This window comes from Salinicola lusitanus, assembly GCF_038648475.1.
Lineage (GTDB): Bacteria > Pseudomonadota > Gammaproteobacteria > Pseudomonadales > Halomonadaceae > Salinicola > Salinicola lusitanus.
This window is the reverse complement of the sequence record NZ_CP151919.1, coordinates 1,148,632-1,171,702: the sequence shown is the minus strand read 5'-3', so window position 1 is coordinate 1,171,702 and position 23,071 is coordinate 1,148,632. Positions and strand designations below refer to the sequence as shown.

Genomic DNA, 23,071 nt, shown 5'->3' with positions numbered 1-23,071 from the left:
AAACAACCTGAAGAGACCCCCTCATGTCGAATGCTCCTCAACCCGCGGAGCTCGTGCGAGTCCTTGCACGAGCGGATGTCCTGGCCCTGGCTTTCGGCGCCATGATCGGCTGGGGCTGGATAGTCCTGACCGGTAGCGCCATCCTCGATGGCGGTAGCGTGGGTGCGATACTCGCTTTCGTCATCGGCGGCATTGCGGTGCTGCTGGTGGGGCTGACCTATGCCGAGTTGGCGTCGGCGATGCCGCAGGTCGGCGGCGAGCACGTCTACAGCTATCGCGCGCTGGGCCACTTCGCCTCGTTCGTCTGCACCTGGAGCATCGTGCTGGGGTACGTCAGCGTGGCGTCGTTCGAGGCGGTGGCGCTGCCGACGGTCGTCGAGCACCTGTTCCCCGGCTACGCCGTCGGCGACCTGTGGACCATCGCCGGCTGGGACGTCAAGGCGACCTGGGTCGCGGTGGGCGTACTCGGTTCGCTGGCGATGATGGCCGTCAACTACGTGGGGATCTCCACTGCGGCGCTGCTGCAGAAGGTCGTCACCGGGCTGATCCTGGTGGCGGGCGTGATGTTCGTGACCGGATCGCTGTTCACCGGCGACGGCGGCAACATGCAGCCGCTGTTCGCCAGCGGCGAGCACGGCGCCTTCGGCGGCATCGTGGCGGTACTGGTGCTGGTCCCGTTCCTGTTCGTCGGCTTCGACGTGATTCCCCAGGCGGCCGAGGAGATCAACCTGCCATTCCGCGATATCGGCAAGGTGCTGGTGCTCTCGGTCATCATGGCGGTGTGCTGGTACACCCTGATCATTCTCGGCACCAGCCTGATGCTCGACAACGAGGCGCTCCAGGGGAGCTCGCTCAGCGTCCCGGACGCGATGACGGCGGTGTTCGACGGGGACTGGGCCGGCAATCTGATGGTGCTGGCGGGGATCGCCGGGATCATCACCAGCTGGAATGCGTTCTACATCGGTGGATCGCGGGCGATCTACGCCCTGGCGCACTCCGGCATGCTGCCCGCCTTCCTGGGCAAGCTGCATCCACGCTACAAGACCCCGACCAACGCCATCATCCTGATCGGCGTGCTCTCCACCGCGGCGCCGTTCTTCGGGCGTCCGGCGCTGGTATGGCTGGTCGATGCCGGCGGCCTGGGCATCGTGCTCGCCTATCTGTTCGTGGCGCTATCGTTCGTCATCCTGCGCTATCGCGAGCCTGACATGCCGCGTCCCTATCATGTCGGTGCCGGCAAGCTGGTCGGTGTGCTGGCAGTGCTGCTGTCGCTGGGCATGACCTGTCTCTACCTGCCAGGCAGCCCCTCGGCGCTGACTTCCGTCGAGTGGTCCATCTTCGGTGGCTGGATGATCGCCGGATTGGCACTGTACGGATGGGCTCGGCGGCACTACGGTCGAGAGATGGGCGATCGCCTCATTCGGGCAGCCTACGATAAAACCTGATCCCGATTTCATGGCGCGCCGCCTGCCGAAACCGACGACGACGCGCGATTCACGTTAACGGCATCCGATGCCGTGTCAGGAGGAGTGATCCATGACCAATGCAGAACTCAACGAACTCAAGCAGCGCTACGTGGCCAGCGGTGCGGCCAGCCCGGCGGTCGAGTTCGCCGCGCGGGCGGAGAACGCCGAACTTTGGGACGAGGACGGCAAGCGCTTCATCGACTTCGCTGGTGGCATCGGCGTGCTCAATATCGGCCATCGCCACCCCAAGGTGGTCGAGGCGGTCAAGGCGCAGCTCGACCGTGTCATGCACACCTGCCAGACGGTCATGCCCTACGAGGGCTATGTGCGCGTGGCGCAGAAGCTCAGTGAAGTGACGCCGGTCCGTGGCCACGCCAAGGTGATGCTGGCCAACTCCGGCGCCGAGGCGCTGGAAAATGCGGTCAAGGTGGCGCGGGCCGCCACCGGGCGCTCCAGTGTGATCTGCTTCACCGGCGGTTACCACGGGCGTACCTTCATGACCATGGCGATGAATGGCAAGGTGGCGCCGTACCGCAACGACTTTGGCCCGATGCCGGGCCAGGTCTACCGCGCGCCCTACCCGGTGCCGTCCATCGGCGTCAGCGAGGAAGAGGCGCTACGCCACCTCAAGATGGTGCTGAAGACCGATGCCAACCCCAGCGATACCGCCGCCATCGTGATCGAGCCGGTGCTGGGCGAGGGTGGCTTCCATGCGGCGCCGGCCAGCTTCCTGAAAGCGCTTCGCGAGATCTGCGACGAGCACGGCATCCTGCTGATCGTCGACGAGGTGCAGTCCGGCTTCGGCCGTACCGGCAAGCTGTTCGCCATCGAGCACAGCGGCGTCGAGCCGGACATCATGACCATGGCCAAGAGCATGGCCGACGGCATGCCGATCTCGGCCGTGGTGGGCACCGACAAGGTCATGGACGCCTCCGGCGGCAACTCGCTGGGCGGCACCTACACCGGTAGCCCCGTTTCCTGCGCCGCGGTACTGGCCGTGCTGGAAGTGTTCGAGGAAGAGCGCATCCTGGAACAGAGCCAGGCGCTGGGCGAGAAGCTCAAGGTGCGCTTCGACAAGTGGCAGCAGGACTACGCCTCGGTCGCCAACGCGCGCAACCTGGGTGCCATGGCGGCGTTCGATCTGGTCAGCGACAAGAAGAGCGGCGTGCCCAATGCCGAACTGGCGGGCAAGCTCTGCAAGACCGCTCGCGAGCGCGGCCTGATCCTGCTCTCCTGTGGTCTCTACGCCAACACCATCCGTTTCCTGATGCCGGTCACCATCGGCGACGACGTGCTGGAGGAGGGGCTCGACCTGATCGAATCGATGCTGAGCGAATTCGGCGCCTGAACGGCGCGATGTCCACCCCGCCTGGCGGGGTGGCATGCCGAAACGAGCCGACGCTGTTGTCTAGCGTCGGCTTTTTTTCGCCTCGATAAAGTGAACGCTTACTTACCTTGTTCGTCTCGCGTCCGCTGCATATCGATATGCGGAATGCCGTCTTCCACATAGATATCGCCGATCGGTTCGAACCCGTGACGGCCGTAGTAGGCTCGTAGATGCGCCTGGGCGGACAGCCGGGCGCTGCGGCCCGGCCACAGCGATTCGATGCGCGTCAGCGCGGCTCGCATCAGGTCGTGGCCCAGGCCGCCACCGCGATGGGCGGGGTGGATGACGACGCGCCCGATGGAGGCCGGTTGGTCGACCGGATCGGGCACCAGCAGCCGCAGGGTGGCTGCAAGCTGGTTCGCCGCCAGGACCTGCAGGTGGTGCGTCGATGCCGCCAGGTCGCGGCCGTCCAGCTCTTGATAGGCACACTGCTGTTCGACCACGAACACCGCCTCGCGCAGCGACAGCAGGGTATACAGCCCGGCGGGGTCGAGCTCTGGCCCGGTCTGCCATATCCAGTCGTATGATCGCATCTGTCCCTTTCCTTGCAGCCGTCGAGCCATCATCATCGATGACACTTTGGCTGGCATATTACGCAGCGCGCCGCGGAATGTCAGTGGCGCCGGAGACAGGAGAGAGCATGACCAACCTGGCGATCGATTACGACGACGTGGCGGCGGCGCACCGGCGGCTGGCGGGCATTGCCCACCACACCCCCGTGCTGCGTTCGACGGCGGCAGACGAGCGCAGCGGCGCTTCGCTGCATTTCAAGGCGGAACATCTCCAGCGCATCGGCGCCTTCAAGTTTCGGGGTGGCTACAACGCCATCAGCCAGTTCGATCGTGAGCAGAAGGCCGCGGGAGTGATCGCCTTCTCCTCCGGCAATCATGCCCAGGCGATCGCGCTCTCGGCCAGGCTGCATGGCATTCGCGCCGTCATCGTGATGCCCGAGGATGCGCCGGCGATCAAGATCGCGGCCACGCGGGGCTACGGTGCCGAAGTGGTGCTCTACGACCGCTATACCCAGGATCGCGAGGCGCTGGGCCGGGGACTGGCCGAGGCCGAGGGCCTGACGCTGATTCCGCCGTTCAATCACCCGCACGTCATGGCCGGGCAGGGCACCGCCGCCAAGGAGCTGTTCGACGATGTCGGCGAGCTGGATGCGCTGATCGTGCCGCTGGGCGGTGGCGGGCTGTTGTCGGGCTGTGCCACGGTCGCCAGGGCGCGCTACCCGAGCTGCCGGATCATCGGGGTCGAGCCGGAAGCCGGCAACGATGCCCAGAGAAGCCTGGCCTGTGGCGAGATCGTCTCGATTGCCACCCCGCGCACGATCGCCGATGGCGCCCAGACCCAGGCGCTGGGCAGCCTGACGTTCCCGGTACTGCAGCAGTGCGTCGACGAGATCATGACCGTCACCGACGCCGAGCTGGTCGAGACGATGGGCTTCCTGGCCGGTCGCATGAAGCAGTTCGTCGAGCCCACGGGCTGCCTGGCGGCGGCGGCGGCTTTGGCCGGCCATACGAGGATCGAGGGGCAGCGTGTCGGGATCGTGCTCTCTGGCGGCAACGTCGACCTGAACCGCTTCGCCGAACTGATCCAGTCGGCCCAGGCATAATCCGCTTTCCGGCGTGGATCAAAGTTGAGGCGCGAGTTCTCGGAGCAGTGACCGGGTGATCTCCTGCCACTCGTCGTCGAGGCTCTGGTCCGGCACCTGGCGTCCCGCCTGCCGATACCAGTAACCGGCATTGCCGATATCGCCTTCCCAGCGGTGAAGATAGGCGTGCACCCAGGCGGCCCGGCGGCCGGCTGCGGAATCCACCTGATCGTGGGCCTTGGACCACTCGGACTTGCCGGCCCACCAGAGTGCGCGCAGCTCGCGATTCAGATCGGCGGGGGGAGACGGTCGATCGAGACTGCCCAGGAAGGTCGTCATGTTGGTCATGGCGCTGTCCCTCTTCTGTAGTCTGTCCTCATCTCACTGTAGCCAAGTAAAGATCGGCCCGACACAACGTGGATCAAGCCGGCGTCCGTGAACCGGGCGCGCCGAAGGGTGGCGAAGCCGTCGAGCTCGCCACCCCTACCACCCGCGCGCCGGGGCCCTTGCGGACCCCGGACCTCATCGGTCGGTCTAGAAGAAACCCATGGGATTGATGTCGTAGCTGATCAGCAGGTTCTTGGTCTGCTGATAATGCTCCAGCGCCATCTTGTGGGTTTCCCGACCCACACCGGACTTCTTGTACCCTCCGAAGGCGGCATGGGCTGGATACTGGTGGTAGCAGTTGGTCCAGACCCGGCCGGCCTGGATGCCCCGGCCCATGCGATAGGCGCGGTTGATGTCGCGGGTCCAGACCCCGGCACCCAGTCCGAATTCGGTGTCGTTGGCGATGGCCAGGGCTTCTTCCTCGTCCTTGAAGGTCGTGACCGAGACCACCGGGCCGAAGATCTCCTCCTGGAACACGCGCATCTTGTTGTTGCCCTTCAGCAGCGTGGGCTGGATGTAGTAACCCCGAGAGAGGTCGTCGGAGAGCGATTCCCGCTCGCCGCCGGAGAGGAACTCCGCACCTTCGTCCCGCGCCACGTCCATGTACGACATGATCTTGTCGAACTGCTCCTGGGACGCCTGGGCGCCGACCTGGGTCTCGGTATCCAGTGGGTGACCACGCTTGATCTTCTTGACTCGCTCGAGGACCTTGGCCATGAACTCGTCGTAGATGCTCTCCTGGACCAGGGCGCGGGAAGGGCAGGTGCAGACTTCGCCCTGGTTGAGGAAGCCCATCACCAGCCCTTCGGCGCACTTGTCGATGAACGCCGGTTCGGCGGACATGATGTCCTCGAAGTAGATGTTCGGGGATTTGCCGCCCAGCTCCACCGTGGAGGGAATGATGTTCTCGGCGGCGCATTTCATGATGTGCGAGCCGATGGGCGTAGAGCCGGTGAAGGCGATCTTGGCGATGCGCTTGCTGGTGGCCAGTGCCTGGCCGGCCTCTTCGCCATAGCCGTTGACAATATTGATGACGCCCTTCGGCAGGAGATCATGGATGATCTCTATGACCTTGAAGATCGATACCGGGGTCTGTTCGGCGGGCTTGAGCACGACACAGTTGCCGGCGGCCAGTGCGGGCGCCAGTTTCCAGGTGGCCATCAGGATCGGGAAGTTCCACGGAATGATCTGACCGACGACGCCCAGCGGTTCGTGGAAATGGTAGGACGCCGTGTTGTCGTCGATCTCGGCGGTGGTCCCTTCCTGGGCCCTGATGCAGCCGGCGAAATAGCGGAAATGGTCGATCGCCAGCGGGATGTCGGCTGCCAGTGTCTCGCGCACTGCCTTGCCGTTGTCCCAGGTCTCGGCGACTGCCAGCATTTCCAGATTCTGCTCCATCCGATCGGCGATCTTCAGCAGCAGCGTCGAGCGCTCCTGGACGGAGGTCTTTCCCCACGCCGGAGCCGCCCTGTGGGCGGCGTCCAGCGCGGCATCGATATCCTTCTGACTGGACCTGGCGACCTCGCAGAAGACTTCCCCGGTAACCGGGGTGATGTTCTCGAAGTACCGCCCCTCGGCCGGCGGTATCCATTCACCGCCGATGTAGTTCTCGTACCGCTTCTCGAAGCCGACGATGGCATCGGCTGTGTTGGGGTTGGCGTAGCGCATGATGAGCGTCTCCGATTATTGAGGGTAGCGACCTCTGGCTTTCTCTCCCAATCTGCGCTCTCCACTGCCTTCATGCCATTACGCTTTAGGCGACTTCCTTGGCCAATGAGCCGGCGGAGGGTTCGACCAATGGCGAACGGTCAGGAAACATGCTGGTGGTACCATGGATCGTATGGTTCAGCGACCTAGAGGAGGGTCTGACCATGTTCCAGACTCAGCAAGAGAGTGCCCAGAATCGCCCGCTGACCGACGATAGCGGCTGCTGTCAGATGAGTTCGATCAACCTGCTGGACGATAGCGTCTCCACACAGAAGGAGGTGCAGGACCGCAATGTCCTGCAGCTTTATCTGCTGACGGTTCAGGTCAGGGCATTGATGGACGTGGCCTGCCATCAGGGGCACGCCGAGTTCCTGACCGAGCGTCTGCGTTTCCATACCGAGCAGCTGGAATCACAGTTTTCCAACCTGGTGAACAAGCATAAAGGCTCCTCGTACACCCGCCATTTCTATGCTCAACAGCAGCAGCGCTTCAATGCCGAGATCGAGAAGCTCATTGGTGCGCTGGAGTCGTTGGGCGAGCAGTACCGCAAGAACTCTCAATAATGTCATCCCTACCGCTTTGAAATCCGCCACGGTGAGTAGTTCGCGTTCAGCCATGGCGGATTTCGTACTGACGTTCCCTTGGCATCACCCAGCTCGGCAATATGCTTGTCGGGTACTAGCCCCCTGACTCGGCCGGCTAGCTCCGGCCCCTCCTTCCGCGGCATCGGTGCTCTGGGTTGTGACGTATAAAGAGTGAGGTGTTTCACGTGAAACATTCCTCTCAAGAGGAGGCGTCGGTCTGAATCTGACTCAGGAAGTCGTTGCATGGCGTGGTTTCATCGGCGCTCGGCGATACCAGTGCCAACAGCGCTGCCGCTGGCGTCGCCACGGTCCCGAGGAATGCCCCTACCGCACCCCGTGCCAACAGCGAGCCGGCATCGACCCCGGGCGACGGATTCTTCATGGTGCCGTGCACGTAGAGAGGTGAGCGCAAGGTGAACACGCGCGCGCCCTTGCTCTCCGGTTCGATATTCAGATCCAGGCCTTCCGTCTTGAAATTGACCGTGCCGTCGACCCGGATCAGAGCGTTCTCCGTGTCGATGACGAAGAAGCGGGTCGTCGCCAAACCGTCGTCGACCTCCAGGTTGGTGGCCGCACAGTTGATATCGACCTGCTCGTCGCCGAACAGCTGGCCCACGAGATAGTTCCCGACGTTGAGTCCGGCCAGTTCCATCAGGTTCTGGCTGATGACGCCATCGCTGATCAACATCTGCAAACTGCCGTTGCTGCTGCCGAGAATGGCGGCCACCGAGTTGCCCGTGCCACTGAGCGTGGCATCGCCGTTGAGTTCGCCACGGCTGTTCTGCATCAGGTCGACATCGGGAAACATCTCGCTGAGCAGCAGGCGGCGAATGTGCATGTCCACACGACTCTGCATCGGCTCCTGGCTACCATCGAGCCGCAGCGTGGTATTGAGGTTGCCGCCGGCGACGCCGAAACGCAGTGGATCCAGCAGAATCTCGCCGTCTTTCAGGGTCACGTGGGTATAGAGGTCGTCCAGCGGCAGCGAATCTCCATGTTCGATGCGCTGAGCCGTAAACTTGACGTCGGCATCCATGGTCCGCCACTGGGCGGTCTGGAACTCGCTGACCGGTAGCACCTTGTCCGGCGGCTGCTGGCTCTCCCCATCCTGGTTCCCTTCGCCCTGATCTTCGCTGCCGGTATCGGCACCGATCAGCGGCGCCAGATCGGCGAATCTCAGCTGGCGCGATACGACCTCGCCGGTGAGAGACGGTCGCGGCTCGCCGAGCAGGTAGGTGAGATCACCATGGATATCGCTCTCCCCGATCTGGCCGTCAAAGTCCTGATAGCGAAACGACAGCGCTTCCTGGCTGTCCAGGTTTGCGGTGAGATGCCCTCGGGTAGAGTAGGGGGGCGTGTCCGGCAAGGTCACGCCGATCACGTTGTAGAGATCCCCCAGGTTCTGGCCAGAGAAACTGAGATCCATGTCGATCTTCTTGGGAGCGAGAGGATCGGTGAGTGTGCCGTTGACCGACACTCGGGTCGCCCCCGCGTGTAGATCCGCCTGTACGGGGTAGGCGGCACCGCGCTGACGTAACGCCGCCAGGTCGCCCAGCCGACCACTGCCCTCGAAAGTCTGATTTCGGTAGCTGCCCTGGGCGCGCCATCCGAAACGATAGTCGGCGACCTGCTGCTCGGCGACGGCCTGGCCGGCGGCACTCTCGCTGTCGGTCAGCGCGTCGAAGGCGATCGGTTCACCCAGTAGCTCCACCGTGGCATCGACATTGGCCGCCAGCGTTGCATCCTGGTAATGAAGGTCGATGGGGTCGAAGGCAATCTCCCCCACGTCGACAGTCCAGCCGCCTTGCTGATCACTGTCATCCGGCTGCGATGCGTCATCGCCGGTACCGAGATCGAATGTCCAATTATTGCTGCCATCCTGGAGGCGGACCAGTGTCGCCTCGCCGCCGGTGAACTCGATGTGGGGTATGGAAAGCCTCTTGTGCAGCAGGGGTAGCGGTGACAGCACGATGTCGAGTGCAGTCAGGCTCGCCAGATCGGCATCGGTAACCGTGTCGGGGCTACCCAGGTGGATATCTTCGGCGCGCAGGTGCGGCCACGGGATCCAGCCGTGCCAACCGGACTCGCCTTCCGGGCGCTGCCAATCGAGACTGAGATCCCCCTCGATGGCGAAGGGGCGGTGAATGGCTTCCGACACGCGCTGATTGATAGTCGGCTTCAGGCGGTTCCAGTCGAAGGTGAGAATGATGACGATCATCGCCACCAGGATGATCATGACGACCGCCACTACCCATAGGCTGATCTTCTTTCCCAGAGTCATTTCCGTAAGCCCGTCCGTTGGGGATAACCCAAGGGTAGTTCAGGACGAGGGTTGCGTTTGTGATTTAAAGTGACGACAGCCACTGGCCTCAGTGACCTGTTTCACGTGAAACACACCATGGTGCCGTCCTGGACACGGGGTCATCACGGGTACTGCTCCTCGCCGTTCTCATCGCCAGTCAGTCTGGTCACGAACTGGTCGAGGTCTCGGCATATCCACGTCGAAGGGAACGCAGCTCGCACCTGGTCCACGTAGCGCTGGCCCTTTCCGGTCTCGACCAGTGCGGTACGGCAGCCCGCCGCGATGCCGGCCTGAATATCGCGCAGGCTGTCGCCGACCATCCAGCTCTGCTCGAGGCTCGGGATGGCGAGCTCCCGCTGCAGTTGCAACAGCATGCCCGGTTTGGGCTTACGACATTCACACCCGACTTCCGGACGATGAGGGCAGTGAAGCACTCGGGCTATTTCACCACCGGCCAGACGAGCCTTTTCCAGCATCGTTTCGTGGATGGCCGTGAGGGTCTCTTCGCTGTAGTAGCCGCGGCCGACGCCAGACTGGTTGGTTGCCACCGCGACCGTCCAGCCCGCGGCGACCAGCCGCGCAATGGCTTGGAAGGCCGTGGGGTAGGGGTGCCATTCGTCCACTGACTTGATGTAGGCGTCGGAGTCTTCGTTGATGACGCCGTCTCGATCCAGAATGATCACTTTCTCCACGCTGCAGCCTCCCTGGGCGTTGCCATCAGAGGGTGGGTCCAAGACTTTCCTGGATGGCAATAGTTGAAACCGGATGCGTCTTGGATGGCGAACTTGTTCCACGTGAAACATCGGCTTGAGCTTGGCGCCGACGGGCTCAGGTCCCGGGCGGCCAAACTTTTGCCTGGACTTTGCGGTACCCCGCCCGAATACGAAAAAGCCCGGCGCCCTGATCTTAGATCAGAACGCCGGGCCCTGCTGTTTCACGTGAAACAGTGAAGCCAGCGGCTACTGCTGCAGTTCCGAGATGTCGGCGACTTCGAGGAACAGCGCCTGCAGGCTGGCCAACAGCGCCAGTCGATTGGCCCGTACGGCATCGTCATCCACCGCGACCATGACCTCGTCGAAGAAGCGATCCACCGGCGCCCTCAGTGTGGCGAGAATGTCGAGCGCCTCCGCGTAGGCCGCTTCGCGGAACAGGGGTTCGACCTGATTGCGGCAATCGGCGACGGCGTTGGCCAGGGCGATCTCGGCCTCTTCCGAGAGGAGGTGGGTGTCCACGTCGGTACCGGCGGCGTGTGCCTGTTTGGCCAGAATGTTGGAGACCCGCTTGTTGGCGGCGGCCAGCGCTGAGGCTTCTTCGCGCTGGCTGAACCGGTGGACGGCGCGGAGACGGCGGGCGAAGTCCAGCGGGCGGGTCACCGGCCGGGCCCGCACGGCCAGGTAGACATCTACCGGGAAGCCTTCGTCCTGGGCCCAGGCCCGGAATCGATCGAGCATGTAGGCCATGACGTCGTCCACCAGGCCATCGGCCTTGGGCAGGGCCCGGTGCTGGGAGGCAGCGAGTTCCAGCAGCTCGCGCAGGTCCAGATCCAGCTCACCCTTGATCAGGATGTTGAGCACGCCGATGGTGGCGCGACGCAGGGCGAAGGGGTCCTTGGCGCCGGTGGGCCGCTGACCGATACCGAAGATACCGGTCAACGTATCCAGGCGGTCCGCCAGGGCGATCGCCATGCCGGTGGGCGTGCTCGGAATCCCGTCACTGGCGAAGCGCGGCAGGTACTGCTCGTGGATGGCTTCGGCAACGGCTTCCGATTCACCGTCGTGACGGGCGTAGTAGGTGCCCATGATGCCCTGCAGTTCCGGGAATTCGAGCACCATCTCCGTGACCAGATCGCACTTCGCCAGTTGGGCGGCGCGGGCCGCCGCCTGGGAATCTCCGCCTATCTTGCCGGCGATGAACCGTGCGACGACCTCGCTGCGCGCGGCCTTGTCGGCGAGAGATCCCAGCTCGCGCTGGAACACGACGCTGGCCAGGGATTCGCGGCGGGCCTCCAGTGTCTTCTTACGGTCGGTCTCGAAGAAGAAGGCGGCATCGGCCAGGCGTGGGCGGATCACCTTCTCGTTGCCGTAGATGACCTGCTGCGGGTCTTCGCTGTCGATATTGGCCAGCGTGATGAACTGCGGCTTGAGCTTGCCGTCGGCATCGAGCAGGTGGAAGTACTTCTGGTTGGCCTTCATCGAGGAGATCAGGCACTCGGCGGGCACCTCGAGGAAGCGCTCGTCGAAGCTGCCGGTGAGCGCTACCGGCCACTCGACCAGGCCATTGACCTCCTCGAGCAGATCGTCGTCGATGACCGCCTGGGCGTCGTGCACTTCCGCTTCGGCCAGTACCTGCTCGCGGATGCGCTCGCGACGGCGTTCCAGACTCACCAGCACGTAAGCATTCTCGAGCACGGACTCGTAGTCGTCGGCGTGGGCGAGTTCGATCGGGTCCGGGGCGTGGAAGCGATGCCCCTGTGTCGTACGACCGGACTCCAGGCCGAGTACGCTGGCCGGCACGACCTGATCGCCGTAAAGCAGCACCAGCCAGTGGACCGGACGCGAAAACTCGATGCGCGAGGCACCCCAGCGCATGTTCTTGGGGACCGGCAGGGCGTTGATGGCGGCATTGACGATAGCGGGCAGCAGCGTCTCGACAGTGTCTCCCTGCTGTCGTTCACGGTAGCCGAGCCAGGTGCCCTTGTCGGTCTCCAGGTGGATCAGATCGTCTACCGTGACGCCACAGGAGCGTGCGAAACCTTCGGCTGCCTTGGTCGGCTGGCCGTCCTTGTAGGCGGCTGCCAGCGCCGGGCCGCGCTTTTCGACCTCCCGATCAGGCTGCTTGTCAGCGAGCGCCTCGATGCGCACGGCAAGACGCCGCGGCGAGGCGAGGGCATGCGCCGTGCCATGGGGAATCTCGGCCTCGTCGAGCCCCTTGGCGACACCGTCGCGCAGGGCGAAGGCGAGGTTGGCCAGCGCTCCCGGCGGCAGCTCTTCGACGCCCAGTTCGATCAGTAGCGTGTTGACTGCCATGCTCATGCGTCTCCCTGTTGAGTTTCCGAGGTTGCCTGCGTGAGCTCTCGACGCAGCGCTTCGGGTGCCAGCGGGAAGCCGGCGGCTTCCCGTGAGGCGTAGTAGGCGTGAGCGACGTCACGAGCGAGGGTGCGAACCCTGAGGATATAGCGCTGGCGCTCGGTCACCGAGATGGCGTGGCGGGCGTCCAGCAGGTTGAAGGTGTGAGATGCCTTCAGGACCTGCTCGTAGGCCGGCAGCGGCAGATTGGCCTCGAGCAGCTTGTTGCATTCGCCCTCGCAGTGATCGAAAGCCTCGAACAGGTAGGGAACGTCGGCATGTTCGAAGTTGTAGGTAGACTGCTCTCGCTCGTTCTGCAGGTAGACGTCGCCATAGGTGACGCGGCTGCCGTCGGGGGCGATCGTCCACACCAGGTCGTAGACGCTGTCGACGTCCTGCAGGTACATGGCGATCCGCTCGAGTCCGTAGGTCAGCTCGCCGGTCACCGGGTAGCACTCGATGCCTCCGGCCTGCTGGAAATAGGTGAACTGGGTCACTTCCATGCCGTTTAGCCAGACTTCCCATCCCAGCCCCCAGGCGCCGAGGGTCGGGGATTCCCAGTTGTCCTCGACGAAGCGGATGTCGTGAACCCGCGGGTCGATCCCCAGCCGCTCCAGCGATCCCAGGTAGAGATCCTGAAGGTCCTTCGGCGATGGCTTCATCACCACCTGGAACTGGTAGTAGTGCTGCAGACGATTGGGGTTTTCCCCATAACGGCCGTCGGTGGGGCGGCGCGACGGCTGGACGTAGGCGGCATTCCAGCTCTCCGGGCCGATCGAACGCAGGAACGTGGCCGGATGAAAGGTGCCGGCACCCACTTCCATGTCGAGTGGCTGCATGATCACGCAGCCCCGTTCCGCCCAGTATTGCTGAAGGGCGAGTATCAGCCCCTGAAAGGTTTTCGCATCTGCCGTCGAGTCTGTCATTGACTGCGCACCGTTGCCCATGAATTCGTGAGCCGCCAAGTATACAATTAGCGCTCAATCGGTTATAGGCACCGGCGACGATCGGGCGCTATCGTTGATGGCGCGTCATCGAACGTCGGGCGACTTGCGGGGTCGGAGTCGTCACGCCCGATAACCGGGTCGATCGAAGAGGAGTTACGACATGATCGTTGTCACGGGCGGGGCCGGCTTCATCGGGGCCAATCTGGTCAAGGCACTCAACGCGCGCGGCCATCAGGACGTCATGGTGGTCGACGATCTCAGCGATGGCACCAAATTCGTCAATCTGGCGGACTGCACGCTGGGTGACTATCTCGACAAGGACGATTTCCTGGCTCGAGTAAAGGCAGAACTCAGCGGTGAGATGCGCGGCGGGATCGGCGGCCTGCCCCCGATCGAGGCGATCTTTCACGAAGGCGCCTGCTCGGATACCACCGAGTGGGATGGCCGCTTCATGCTGGAGAACAACTTCGAATACTCGAAGGTGCTGCTCGAGTACTGCCAGGCCAAGCGGATTCCCTTCCTCTATGCGTCATCCGCCGCCACCTACGGCGGCAGCGAAGTGTTCGTCGAGGCGCCCGAGCACGAGAAGCCGCTCAACGTCTACGGCTACTCCAAGCTGCTGTTCGACCAGTATGTCCGCGCGCGCTGGGACGAATTCGACAGCCAGGTCGTGGGCTTTCGCTACTTCAACGTCTACGGCCCCAGGGAACAGCACAAGGGCAAGATGGCCAGCGTCGCCTACCATCACCACACCCAGGTGCAGCGCGGCGAGAATCCCAAGCTGTTCGGTGCCTGGGATGGCTATGAGGCCGGCATGCAGAGCCGCGACTTCGTCTACGTGGGTGACGTGGTCGACGTCAACCTGTGGTTTCTGGACAACCCGGAGGTCTCCGGCATCTTCAACCTGGGCACCGGCCGAGCCGAGCCGTTCAAGGCGATCGCCGAGACCGCGATCGACTTCTATGGAAAGGGGCAGATCGAGTACATCGACTTCCCCGACGAGCTCAAGGGGCGCTATCAGAGCTACACCCGGGCCGATATCGGTCGCCTGCGCGACGCGGGTTACAGCGCCGAATTCAAGACCGTTCGCGAGGGCGTTTCCGCCTATCTGGAATGGCTGAATGGCTGATTCGCCAGTCGCCGACGCCAAGGTCGTCGACATCGACGCCGCGCCACGGTTTCTCGTCGTCGGCCCCTCCTGGGTCGGCGATATGGTCATGGCACAGAGTCTGTTCATCACCCTGAAACGACGCCATCCGGGCGCGACGATCGGCGTGCTGGCGCCGGGCTGGTCGCTGCCGATTCTCGAGCGCATGCCGGAGGTCGACGAAGCCATCGCGCTGGACGTGAAGCACGGCGAGTTCGGCTGGAAGACACGACGTGAGGTCGCACGTTCGCTGAAAGGGCGCTTCGATCACGCCATCGTGCTGCCACGCTCGCTGAAGGCGGCGCTGGTGCCGTTCCTGGCCGGCATTCCCCGCCGCACCGGCTTCACCGGCGAGCAGCGCTACGTGCTGCTCAACGACCGGCGCAGGCTCGACAAGACGGTGCTCGATCAGACCGTCAAGCGCTTCGTCGCGCTGGGGCTGGATGCCCGCGTGGCGGCCAGCGGCGATTTCGAGACGCCGCACCCGCGGCTCCGAGTCGACACGGCGCGTCAGCCAGCGCTGCGTGGCGAGCTGGCACTGGGCGAGCGGCCCGCCATCGGCATGATGCCCGGGGCGGAGTACGGCCCGGCCAAGCAGTGGCCGCTCGACTACTTCCGCGAGCTGGCCGAATCGTTGATCGCGCGGGGGTACGCCGTCTGGGTGCTGGGGGGGCCCAAGGATGCCGAGGCTGGCGGCGTCATTACCCAAGGGCTGGATCACGCCCACGATCTGTGCGGCAAGACCCGGCTGGCGGATGCCGTCGATCTGCTGGCCGCCTGCCAGCAGGTGGTCACCAACGACTCCGGGCTGATGCATGTGGCCGCGGCGGTCGGCACCCGCATCCAGGCGCTCTACGGCTCGTCGTCGCCCGCCTATACGCCGCCGTTGACCGACAATGCCGACATCCACTATCTGGCGTTGTCCTGCTCGCCCTGTTTCGAGCGCACCTGCCCGCTGGGGCATCGCAACTGCCTCAAGCAGATGTCGCCGGAGAGCGTGCTGATGAAACTTCACACCTAGCGTTGTCACGCAGGTCGCTGGAGCGCCACCGAAGTTGCCTTGTCGGGGGATGTCAGCGTTGTCTCTGCGGCGGTACCGTGTAGCGGATAGCGCCCGATTTCCTGTTTCGGAAAAAATTCTTGATGTGTTTTTCGACTTGCCAGAGGCGAGTCAGCTTTTCCATGGCCGTAACCTTGTTCGACTCGATTGCATCGGGGAAAAGCTGATGGGAAATCTCCAGGTAGGTCTGTTTGTAGGGGTGGAATGTAGGGAATTTCCATGGCTTGCTCTTGGCCAGGAAATGGATGATTCCCGGCTCCCGTAGTGCCGTGACGAATTCGCGGTGTGGGTAGCCGGTCTGGACGGTCTTGTTCTTCTCGACTTTACTCCAGGCGCTAGGCTGGAGGTTCCAGCGAAGGGGGAGCCGCGTCCATCGCTGACGAAATACCAGGTTGAGGACATCCTGGTCCAGATACTGCAGGCGCTCATTCAGCGTACTCATGCGCTCGAACAAGGCGGCTTCGATATCGCCGTCACGCCAGGCGGCCAGATCGATGAGAAGTACCCCGGCGTTGAAGTAATCCTGTCGGTCGATATCAATGTCCTTGGGCGAGACGCCAAGGTTTTCGACGGCCCCGATGATGTTCCCGTCCAGTGGACTTTGCCAGAGCTCCACGATGTCCCGGGCGACAAGCAGGTCACAATCGAGATAGATCACCTTGTTCAAATGCCTGGGCACCAAACTGGCCACTGCCAACCGATAGTAAGTGGCAATGCCATATCGTTTCAGGGGGAAACCCTGGAATCTATTCCTGTCCGGCGCTATCCAGGTCAAGGTGGCTCGGTAATTGGCCACCAGACGCTCGAGCCGTGACCTGGTGGACGGTGATATCCCCGCGTCCAGAATGTAGAAATCCAATAGCGCCGGGTGTGCGGTCTTATCCAGACAGGAGAAGATGACCACACCCATCCAGAGGGCATAATTCTCATCGCTGGCCAGCACCAGACTGACCCGGTCTTGAGCTGTCTGAGCCATCGTTTCACCGGAATGTGCGAGAATGGATGGGGAGTTATATTGCCCGTTCCATCCACGGTAAGCAAAGAAGCGCTAGGGCCCATCATGACCCAGAGAGTATTGCTGGTCGTACGCAAATTGAGCATCGGTGGCATCGAGCGTGTCACGGTCAATCTGGCCAACGTGCTGGCCCGGGAGGGACACGATGTGCACGTCCTGGTGCTCAAGGGGGGGCACGAACTTGTTCCGGACGACGCGGTGACGGTCCATCGCCTCGACTTCGACAAGGCGTTTCGCAAGACCGGGCTGGGATTGGCATACGACCTGATCACGCGAGCGCTGCTGAAGCCCATGCTGCCGGGATCGGGTTTCCTGTGGCGCGGCTTCTACGGCGGCCGCTACCTGAAGCGTTTCGTTGCCAGGCTGGAACGGGAACACGGCCCGATCGATCGCGTCATCATGCGCGGGCAGGGCGCGTTCGAGACGGTCTGGTCCTGGCGCGACCCGCGCTTGTGGCAGGTGACGGTCTCCTGGCCTGGAAGCGAGGGCGGAAGGCTGAAGGGGTTCTATCTCCGCCGGCTCTATGAGGGTAAGCAGGTGGTCTGCAACACGCCCAACGTGCGGGCGCAGTTGGAGAAGCAGCTCGGTCATCATGGGATTCGCCCTCATCGGTGGGCAACCATCATGAACCCGTGCGATATCGAGGCCATCCGCCGCCAGGCCGAAGAACCGGTGGAGCTGCCGGCCAGGCCGTTCATCGTCCACGTCTCACGGCTCTCGGACGTCAAGCGCCAGGAGTGGCTGATCCTGGCCTATCTGGAGGCGGGGATCGAAGAGGATCTGGTCATCGTCGGCGATGGACCCAAGCGAGAGAGCCTGGAGACGCTGGTCGCAGAGCGGGGGGCGAGTGAGCGGATCCATTTCATCGGCAGCCGGCCCAATCCCTACCCCTGGATGAAACACGCCCGGCTGTTCGTGCTGAGCTCGCGCAGCGAAGCCTTCGGTATCGTGCTGGCCGAAAGCATGATCTGCGGCACGCCCTGCGTGGCGGTCGACTGCCCAGGCGGTGTGCGCAACGTGTTGATTCACGATCAGGCCCGCCTGATCGCCGATAACAGCGTCACCGGTCTGGCAGCCAAGATCCGGGAAGGGCTGGCGAATCCGCCATCGCTGGAAGGCGATCCGGAGTTGATCGAGCGATTCCGGGATACCCGGATCATGCAGCAGTTCCTCGATCTGCCGACGACATCCGACGCGATGAGCGGGCAGGCGCGGTAGCCGGGAAATTGCGTAGCATGCTTATTAATGTGGTATGCTAGACTGAATCGATCACGAACAGTGTTTGATAACACCGATTCCTTCCCCTCCGACCGTGTAAACTGCTCATGTCTCGGCCCTCTTCGCCAGCTTCCCCGCGTCTGCCCGCCGAGGACGACGCGTTCAGCGAACTGCACGATCCCCGCATGAAGTGGGGCGTTCGTCGGGCGCGGTGGCAGGCGGCGTTCCGGGACGGTTTCCAACGGCGCGTCGGTGTGCCCCTGGAAGATGCGCTCTACCGCCGCTGGGCTCAGGGCAAGGTCGGTGGCCGGTGGATCGAGCGTCACGGCCTGCCACGGCGCTCGATCGAGGCGAGGCTGGCGGAGGCGCTGGTGGTCCATGTCGATCCGCGCGAGCTGATCCGCGACCTCAACGCCAAGGGGATCGGAGGGAAACGCCCCTCCTCCTCGGCTTTTCTCTGGGACGGCGACTGGGATTTGAGTCGTGGCGATCTTCGCCGGGGCTCGCGCTACCGCTTCGTCAGCGATATCGACGAGCACCGGGACGACCTGACCCAGACCGAACGCTTTCGGCAGTACCGCTCCCGGCTCGAGTCGGGGCACCCCTGGTCCTCCTACCAGCAGGGCATCCTGCTCGACACGGAAGAGAAGATACTTGCCTACCTGCGAACCTACCTCGGCTTCCTCGACGACATGGCGGTCCGAGGATTCGACCTCGAGCTGGGAAAGGATGATCTGGGTGTCGCGGTCACCCGCGAGGGCCGGCTGCTCAAGGTCAACCGAGGGCTTCACCGGCTGGCGATGGCGCAGCGTCTGGGGCTGGCGTCGATACCCGTTGTCGTCCGCGCCGTGCATCGGCAGTGGTGGGAGCGCGTGGTCGGCGATTGCCGTGGCGAGGAAGCCCTGACCCGCGTGGCCGAGGCGTTGGGCTCGTGTACGCCGGAAACCGAACCGGGGATGCTGGATCCCGGCGACGAGCTGGGGCCGATCGAGTGGCCACGGCCTCGTTACGTCTCGTCTGAAGAGAGCCTGCGCTCGAGCGGGCGGCGTTGACCATCGGCTGGCGCGCCAGCCCGGCCAACAGGCTCATCCGTCCGGCGTGGACGGATACGTCTCCCCGATGCTCTGCACCGACCTCCGCCGCGTCCGGCTAGGCTCGGCGAGGGTTCAGTCGGCGCCTGATGTCGCCGAGCCAATCCAGGCACGCCGAACGTCCCGGCGTCTCAGTTGACGCCGTTCCAGAGCTGCTCCTGCAGACGGTTCTCGCTTCGCATGCGCTGGTTCATTTCGTCCAGCGAGTAGCGCTCGATCAGGGTGGGAGACGAGGAAAACAGCGATACGCCCAGCCCGGCCCGATGGTCCGGAATGGTATAGCCCATGGCTTCCAGCAGTGTCGGCAGGACATCGACCATGCTCGATGGACGTTCGATGACGCGGGGACGCAGGCCGTTGCCCAGCATCATCAGCGTATTTTCGCGCTCTTCCGCGATCAGCTCCTCCCACGCCGAGTTCTTCATCGAGAGATGGTCGCTGGCGACCACGACCAGGGTGTTGTCCAGCAGCCCTTCGGCGCGAAGCCGCTCGATGAAATTCCTGATCAACCAGCCCGTGCATTTGACCGAATAGAGAATGTCGGTACCGTCGAAGTCGCCCTGATTGTCGATACAGGACTGGGACGGATGGCCGAACGGCGGGTGGCCCGCCAGGGTGAGTCCGAAGAAGGCGTAGGGCTTGCCGCTGTCGTGCAGCCGTCGGATCCGCTTCTCCGCGAGGTCGAGCAGCGTATCGTCGTAGAGCCCCCAGTCGTTGAGATATCCGGCCGGTGCCTTGTCCTCCAGTTCATCGCGGCCCAGGACGGTATCGAAGCCGTGGCCGCGATAGAACTTCGCCTTGCCGGCGAACTTGGTGCTGGCGCCGCCCATGTAGGTGAGGTCGTAGCCCCGCGCGTGCAGCAGATCGCCCAGACAGTCGACCCCCGGCAGCACGTCCGACAGCGGCTCGAACTGGTTGTCGTGCATCAGGCCGGCTGGCATCAACGGCACTCCGCACTGGCTGGCGACCATGCCGGCCATCGTCCAACCGGTATTGTCGAGCTGCTTGACGCCATGGAACACCACGCCCTCCTGGCCCAGCCTGGCAAGGTCCTCGTAGGCGTTGCCGAAGCGCTGGGTATCGCCGTAGGTGCGCTCGGTGCTCTCCATGTAGAGATAGATCAGATTGGGCGGCTGGGGCACTCCGGCGACGATCTCCGGTGGCCGGTAGCGATCGTCGAGCCAGCTCTCGTCGTCGTCGATCACCGAGGCGCCGCGCAGCGACAATCCGAACAGCAGCGGATTGAACGCCAGCAGGAACAGGCTCAGCACCCGTTCCCACAGGCGCCAGCGATGATCGGCCCGGACCAGCCAGGTCACGGCGACCAGCATGGCGATGGCGGCCACGGTGTAGAGGACCCCGGCGATCTGGCGATCGGTGCTGCCGTTCTCCTCGATACCGGCCTGGAGATGGAAGATCACGGCCCCCAGGTCGAGTTGGCCGAAGCTGTCGTCGAGGTAGATATAGACCCACCACAGGATCAGTGGCAGAGCGGACCATGGCCACGCCTTGCGCTGGGTGGCGCGCTGGGAGACGTGGCCCCAATGGAAGCGACGGCCGATGGCGAGCCAGGCGAGCGCGATGACGAGGGGGGTCCACCAGGGCAGGACCCAGACCACCATGATGGCGTAACCGATACAGAGGCCGATGTAGGTGAGTGCACACCAACGTCGAATGTCGCGAGAGATGGTCATGACGCGCTTCGATCCGTGAACGTCGTATTCGTTCGATGCCGATTCCGGGCACCGCGTGAGGAGTCATCAAGACTCTATCATGACCGATCCGTGACGAGCAGGTTATCGACGAGTTCCCGCCGGTTTCAGCGGGCGCTCTTCAGCGCCATGTCACCGGCGTGCCTCGCCATGGCCAGCTCGATCAGGCGCGTCACCAGCGCCGGGTAGTTCAGACCGCTGGCCTGCCATAGCTTGGGGTACATGCTGATGCGAGTGAAACCCGGCAGCGTGTTGATTTCATTGACGACGATGTTCCCCTCCGGGGTGAGGAAGACATCGACCCGTGCCAGGCCGGCGCACTCCAGCACCTGGAAGGTGCGAATCGCGATGTCGCGAATCGCTTCACTCGCGCCGGCATCGATGTCGGCGGGCACGGCGACGGTGGCCGCGTCGTCGTCGATGTACTTGGTGTCGTAGGAGTAGAAGCCGTTCTCGACCACGATCTCGCCGCAGACGCTCGCCTCCGGCTCCTCGTTACCCAGTACCGCGCACTCGATCTCGCGGCCGACCACGGCGGATTCGACCAGCACCTTGTGGTCGAAGGCCAGCGCCAGCGCCAGCGCTTGCTGGAATTCGAGCGCGGTCTCGACCCGGCTGACACCCACCGATGAACCCTGGTTGGCGGGTTTGACGAACAGCGGCGAGCCAAGCGTCGCGCTGAGGGCGTCGAAATCGGCCTCGGCGGCCGAGCGGCGGGTCAGGGTGACGAAGGGCGCCACGGGAATACCGGCATCGCGCAGCAGGCGCTTGGCGACGTCCTTGTCCATGCCGGCGGCCGAGCCGAGCACGCCGGAGCCGACGAAGGGCAGGTTGGCCATGCGCAGCAGGCCTTGCAGAGAACCGTCCTCGCCGAGGGTGCCGTGGACGATGGGGAACACCACGTCGAGCTGTCCCAGCGTGCCCTGGGAAGACTCGGTGGCGATCAGCTGCTGGTAGTCGCGACCTGGCACCAGCGCGAGGTCGCCGGCGGAGGGGTTGAGGGCGATCCGGCTCGGATCGTCAGCATTCAGCAGGAAGTCGGCGGCATCGTTGATGTGCCACTGCCCCTGCTTGTCGATCCCGATGACCGTGACCTCGAAACGCTCGCGATCCAGCGCGTCGACGATGTTCCTGGCCGACTGCAACGAGACCTCGTGCTCCGCCGATTTGCCGCCGCAGATGACGCCGACCCGAATTTTGCTCATGGTTATGCTCCGCTTCGCTGACGATCTCGGTGCCGCTCGGGCGCGGCCTTTCGGGCGTCATGATGCCACGATCCCGCCGCGCAAGTATCGCGCCCTGCGCCGAGGCCACGCTAGCGGGCGATGATCCGGCGGTAGAGCGCCAGGTAGGCCGCTGCCATGGCTTCGGGGGTAAAGGCGGCGAGCCGCTGGCTGGCGGTGGCCGCCAGCCGTTGCCGCCGGACGGGATCCTCCAGCAGCGCGATCAGCGCCGCCGTCAGCGCATCGGCATCGCCGGCAGGCACCAGCAGGCCGCTGACGTCGTCCTCGATCAGGTCCGGAATGCCGTCGACGTCGCTGGCCACGATCGCCACGCCGTGATCCATGGCATCGAGCAGGGTGGAGCCCAGTCCCTCGTTGCGGGAGGGGAATGCGAACAGGGTCATGATCTCGAGATAGTCGCCGACATCGGGCTGGAAGCCCTCCCAGATGACGTTGTCCAGATCGGCGCTCTCGGCTTTCAGTGCCGCGCCGTCGTCGCCTTCGCCCAGCAGCAGGAAGCGAACGTCCGGATGCGTCTCGCGCAGCCGCCGCGCCGCCGCCAGCAGGACCCGTTGCCCCTTGTGGCGATCCACCAGCGCGCCGATATGGCCGATGACGCGGTGGCCGGCGAAACGCTCGCGCAGCGCGGCTACCTTGGCGGGATCGCCTGGGTGGCCGGAGAGCACGCTGGGGATGCGCGTGACGGGACACCAGCCGCGATCGCGAAGATGGTGCTCGATCACCGACGAGATCGCCACGGCGCTTGCCGCAGCGCGGTAGGTCCAGCGGTTGAAGCGCTTGTCCTTGACCGGCTGGGGGACACGCCGTGTCAGGAGGTAGGGCGTGCCGCGCAGGCGACGCTCGACCCACGCCCAGTGCACCGCCTTGGCCTCGTGGGCGTGAACCAGGGTTGCCCGCGAATGTCGGCCATGCCCGGCGAGGGCGTGATCGGCGTCGATCAGTTCGATCTCGGTGTCGAGTTCCCGGTCGGCCAGCGCCGCGCGCATCGGCGAGTCGCGCCGGCAGACCAGGCTCTGCGTAATCTCGAGCCGCGCGTCGTCGATCCGGGCCAGCGCCTCGATCAGCAGCAGCGTCTGGCGCTCGCCACCGCGAAAGCCGCGGGCCAGGTTGACGTGACGAATGTGCAGCGGGTGAGCTTCCATCGA

The 23,071-nt window shown here is 64.1% G+C and carries 19 protein-coding genes; 8 read left to right on the top strand and 11 right to left on the bottom strand.

Annotated features, from left to right (window positions below; all coding sequences use genetic code 11):
* Nucleotides 1–23: 23 nt before the first annotated feature.
* The gene (locus AAGT95_RS05420; protein ID WP_342595795.1) at nt 24–1,445 is read left to right on the top strand and encodes an APC family permease; all 1,422 of its coding nucleotides are present in this window, start codon (nt 24–26) and stop codon (nt 1,443–1,445) included.
* A 91-nt stretch (nt 1,446–1,536) separates the two neighbouring features.
* Nucleotides 1,537–2,814 carry a 4-aminobutyrate--2-oxoglutarate transaminase gene (gabT, locus tag AAGT95_RS05415; RefSeq protein WP_110601610.1) on the top strand — a complete coding sequence of 426 codons (1,278 nt, stop codon included), beginning with the start codon at nt 1,537–1,539 and terminating at the stop codon, nt 2,812–2,814.
* Between the two features lie 98 nt (nt 2,815–2,912).
* Here the strand turns inward: gabT and AAGT95_RS05410 are convergent, their stop codons facing one another.
* Nucleotides 2,913–3,386, bottom strand: coding sequence for a GNAT family N-acetyltransferase (locus AAGT95_RS05410; RefSeq protein WP_342595794.1), 474 nt, complete (start codon nt 3,384–3,386; stop codon nt 2,913–2,915).
* 107 nt (nt 3,387–3,493) lie between these two features.
* Between AAGT95_RS05410 and AAGT95_RS05405 the strand changes: the two genes are divergently transcribed.
* Complete coding sequence (locus AAGT95_RS05405; protein ID WP_342595793.1) at nt 3,494–4,468, top strand: threo-3-hydroxy-L-aspartate ammonia-lyase; 975 nt, start codon at nt 3,494–3,496, stop codon at nt 4,466–4,468.
* Between the two features lie 18 nt (nt 4,469–4,486).
* Here AAGT95_RS05405 and AAGT95_RS05400 read toward each other — a convergent pair whose 3' ends face one another.
* A complete protein-coding gene (locus tag AAGT95_RS05400) occupies nt 4,487–4,795 on the bottom strand; it encodes a hypothetical protein (RefSeq protein ID WP_162302631.1) in 309 nt (102 codons plus the stop codon).
* Between the two features lie 186 nt (nt 4,796–4,981).
* The gene (gene exaC / locus AAGT95_RS05395) at nt 4,982–6,502 is read right to left on the bottom strand and encodes an acetaldehyde dehydrogenase ExaC (protein WP_342595792.1); all 1,521 of its coding nucleotides are present in this window, start codon (nt 6,500–6,502) and stop codon (nt 4,982–4,984) included.
* Nucleotides 6,503–6,705: 203 nt separating this feature from the next.
* Between exaC and AAGT95_RS05390 the strand changes: the two genes are divergently transcribed.
* A complete protein-coding gene (locus AAGT95_RS05390) occupies nt 6,706–7,104 on the top strand; it encodes a hypothetical protein (RefSeq protein WP_157958444.1) in 399 nt (132 codons plus the stop codon).
* 220 nt (nt 7,105–7,324) lie between these two features.
* Here AAGT95_RS05390 and AAGT95_RS05385 read toward each other — a convergent pair whose 3' ends face one another.
* From AAGT95_RS05385 to glyQ, 4 genes are all read right to left on the bottom strand, one after another.
* A complete protein-coding gene (locus tag AAGT95_RS05385) occupies nt 7,325–9,406 on the bottom strand; it encodes an AsmA family protein (RefSeq protein ID WP_342595791.1) in 2,082 nt (693 codons plus the stop codon).
* Nucleotides 9,407–9,549: 143 nt separating this feature from the next.
* Entirely contained in the window at nt 9,550–10,161 is a 612-nt protein-coding gene (gene gmhB / locus AAGT95_RS05380) for a D-glycero-beta-D-manno-heptose 1,7-bisphosphate 7-phosphatase (RefSeq protein WP_342595790.1), read from the bottom strand.
* A gap of 225 nt (nt 10,162–10,386) precedes the next feature.
* Entirely contained in the window at nt 10,387–12,453 is a 2,067-nt protein-coding gene (gene glyS / locus AAGT95_RS05375) for a glycine--tRNA ligase subunit beta (protein ID WP_342596518.1), read from the bottom strand.
* 2 nt (nt 12,454–12,455) lie between these two features.
* Complete coding sequence (glyQ, locus tag AAGT95_RS05370) at nt 12,456–13,418, bottom strand: glycine--tRNA ligase subunit alpha (RefSeq protein ID WP_342595789.1); 963 nt, start codon at nt 13,416–13,418, stop codon at nt 12,456–12,458.
* A gap of 181 nt (nt 13,419–13,599) precedes the next feature.
* Here glyQ and rfaD point away from each other — a divergent pair, with 181 nt between their 5' ends.
* Together rfaD and waaF are read left to right on the top strand one after the other, a co-directional pair.
* Nucleotides 13,600–14,568 carry an ADP-glyceromanno-heptose 6-epimerase gene (gene rfaD, locus AAGT95_RS05365; protein WP_342595788.1) on the top strand — a complete coding sequence of 323 codons (969 nt, stop codon included), beginning with the start codon at nt 13,600–13,602 and terminating at the stop codon, nt 14,566–14,568.
* Nucleotides 14,561–15,607: a lipopolysaccharide heptosyltransferase II gene (gene waaF, locus AAGT95_RS05360; protein ID WP_342595787.1), complete on the top strand. Its 1,047-nt coding sequence runs from the start codon at nt 14,561–14,563 to the stop codon at nt 15,605–15,607. The genes rfaD and waaF overlap by 8 nt, the downstream gene beginning before the upstream one ends.
* A gap of 52 nt (nt 15,608–15,659) precedes the next feature.
* On the opposite strand, the gene AAGT95_RS05355 is transcribed toward waaF, so the two are convergent.
* Entirely contained in the window at nt 15,660–16,622 is a 963-nt protein-coding gene (locus AAGT95_RS05355) for a glycosyltransferase family 8 protein (RefSeq protein WP_110601592.1), read from the bottom strand.
* Nucleotides 16,623–16,706: 84 nt separating this feature from the next.
* Between AAGT95_RS05355 and AAGT95_RS05350 the strand changes: the two genes are divergently transcribed.
* A complete protein-coding gene (locus tag AAGT95_RS05350; RefSeq protein ID WP_342595786.1) occupies nt 16,707–17,879 on the top strand; it encodes a glycosyltransferase in 1,173 nt (390 codons plus the stop codon).
* Between the two features lie 107 nt (nt 17,880–17,986).
* Complete coding sequence (locus AAGT95_RS05345) at nt 17,987–18,931, top strand: hypothetical protein (protein ID WP_198655647.1); 945 nt, start codon at nt 17,987–17,989, stop codon at nt 18,929–18,931.
* A 170-nt stretch (nt 18,932–19,101) separates the two neighbouring features.
* Here the strand turns inward: AAGT95_RS05345 and AAGT95_RS05340 are convergent, their stop codons facing one another.
* The 3 genes from AAGT95_RS05340 to AAGT95_RS05330 all read right to left on the bottom strand — a co-directional run bounded on the left by AAGT95_RS05340 (nt 19,102) and on the right by AAGT95_RS05330 (nt 23,068).
* On the bottom strand, nt 19,102–20,664 hold the full coding sequence (locus AAGT95_RS05340) for a sulfatase-like hydrolase/transferase (protein ID WP_342595785.1): 1,563 nt from the start codon (nt 20,662–20,664) through the stop codon (nt 19,102–19,104).
* A gap of 125 nt (nt 20,665–20,789) precedes the next feature.
* Entirely contained in the window at nt 20,790–21,887 is a 1,098-nt protein-coding gene (gene ddlA, locus AAGT95_RS05335) for a D-alanine--D-alanine ligase (protein ID WP_342595784.1), read from the bottom strand.
* 110 nt (nt 21,888–21,997) lie between these two features.
* Complete coding sequence (locus AAGT95_RS05330) at nt 21,998–23,068, bottom strand: glycosyltransferase family 4 protein (RefSeq protein ID WP_342595783.1); 1,071 nt, start codon at nt 23,066–23,068, stop codon at nt 21,998–22,000.
* Between the last annotated feature and the right edge of the window lie 3 nt (nt 23,069–23,071).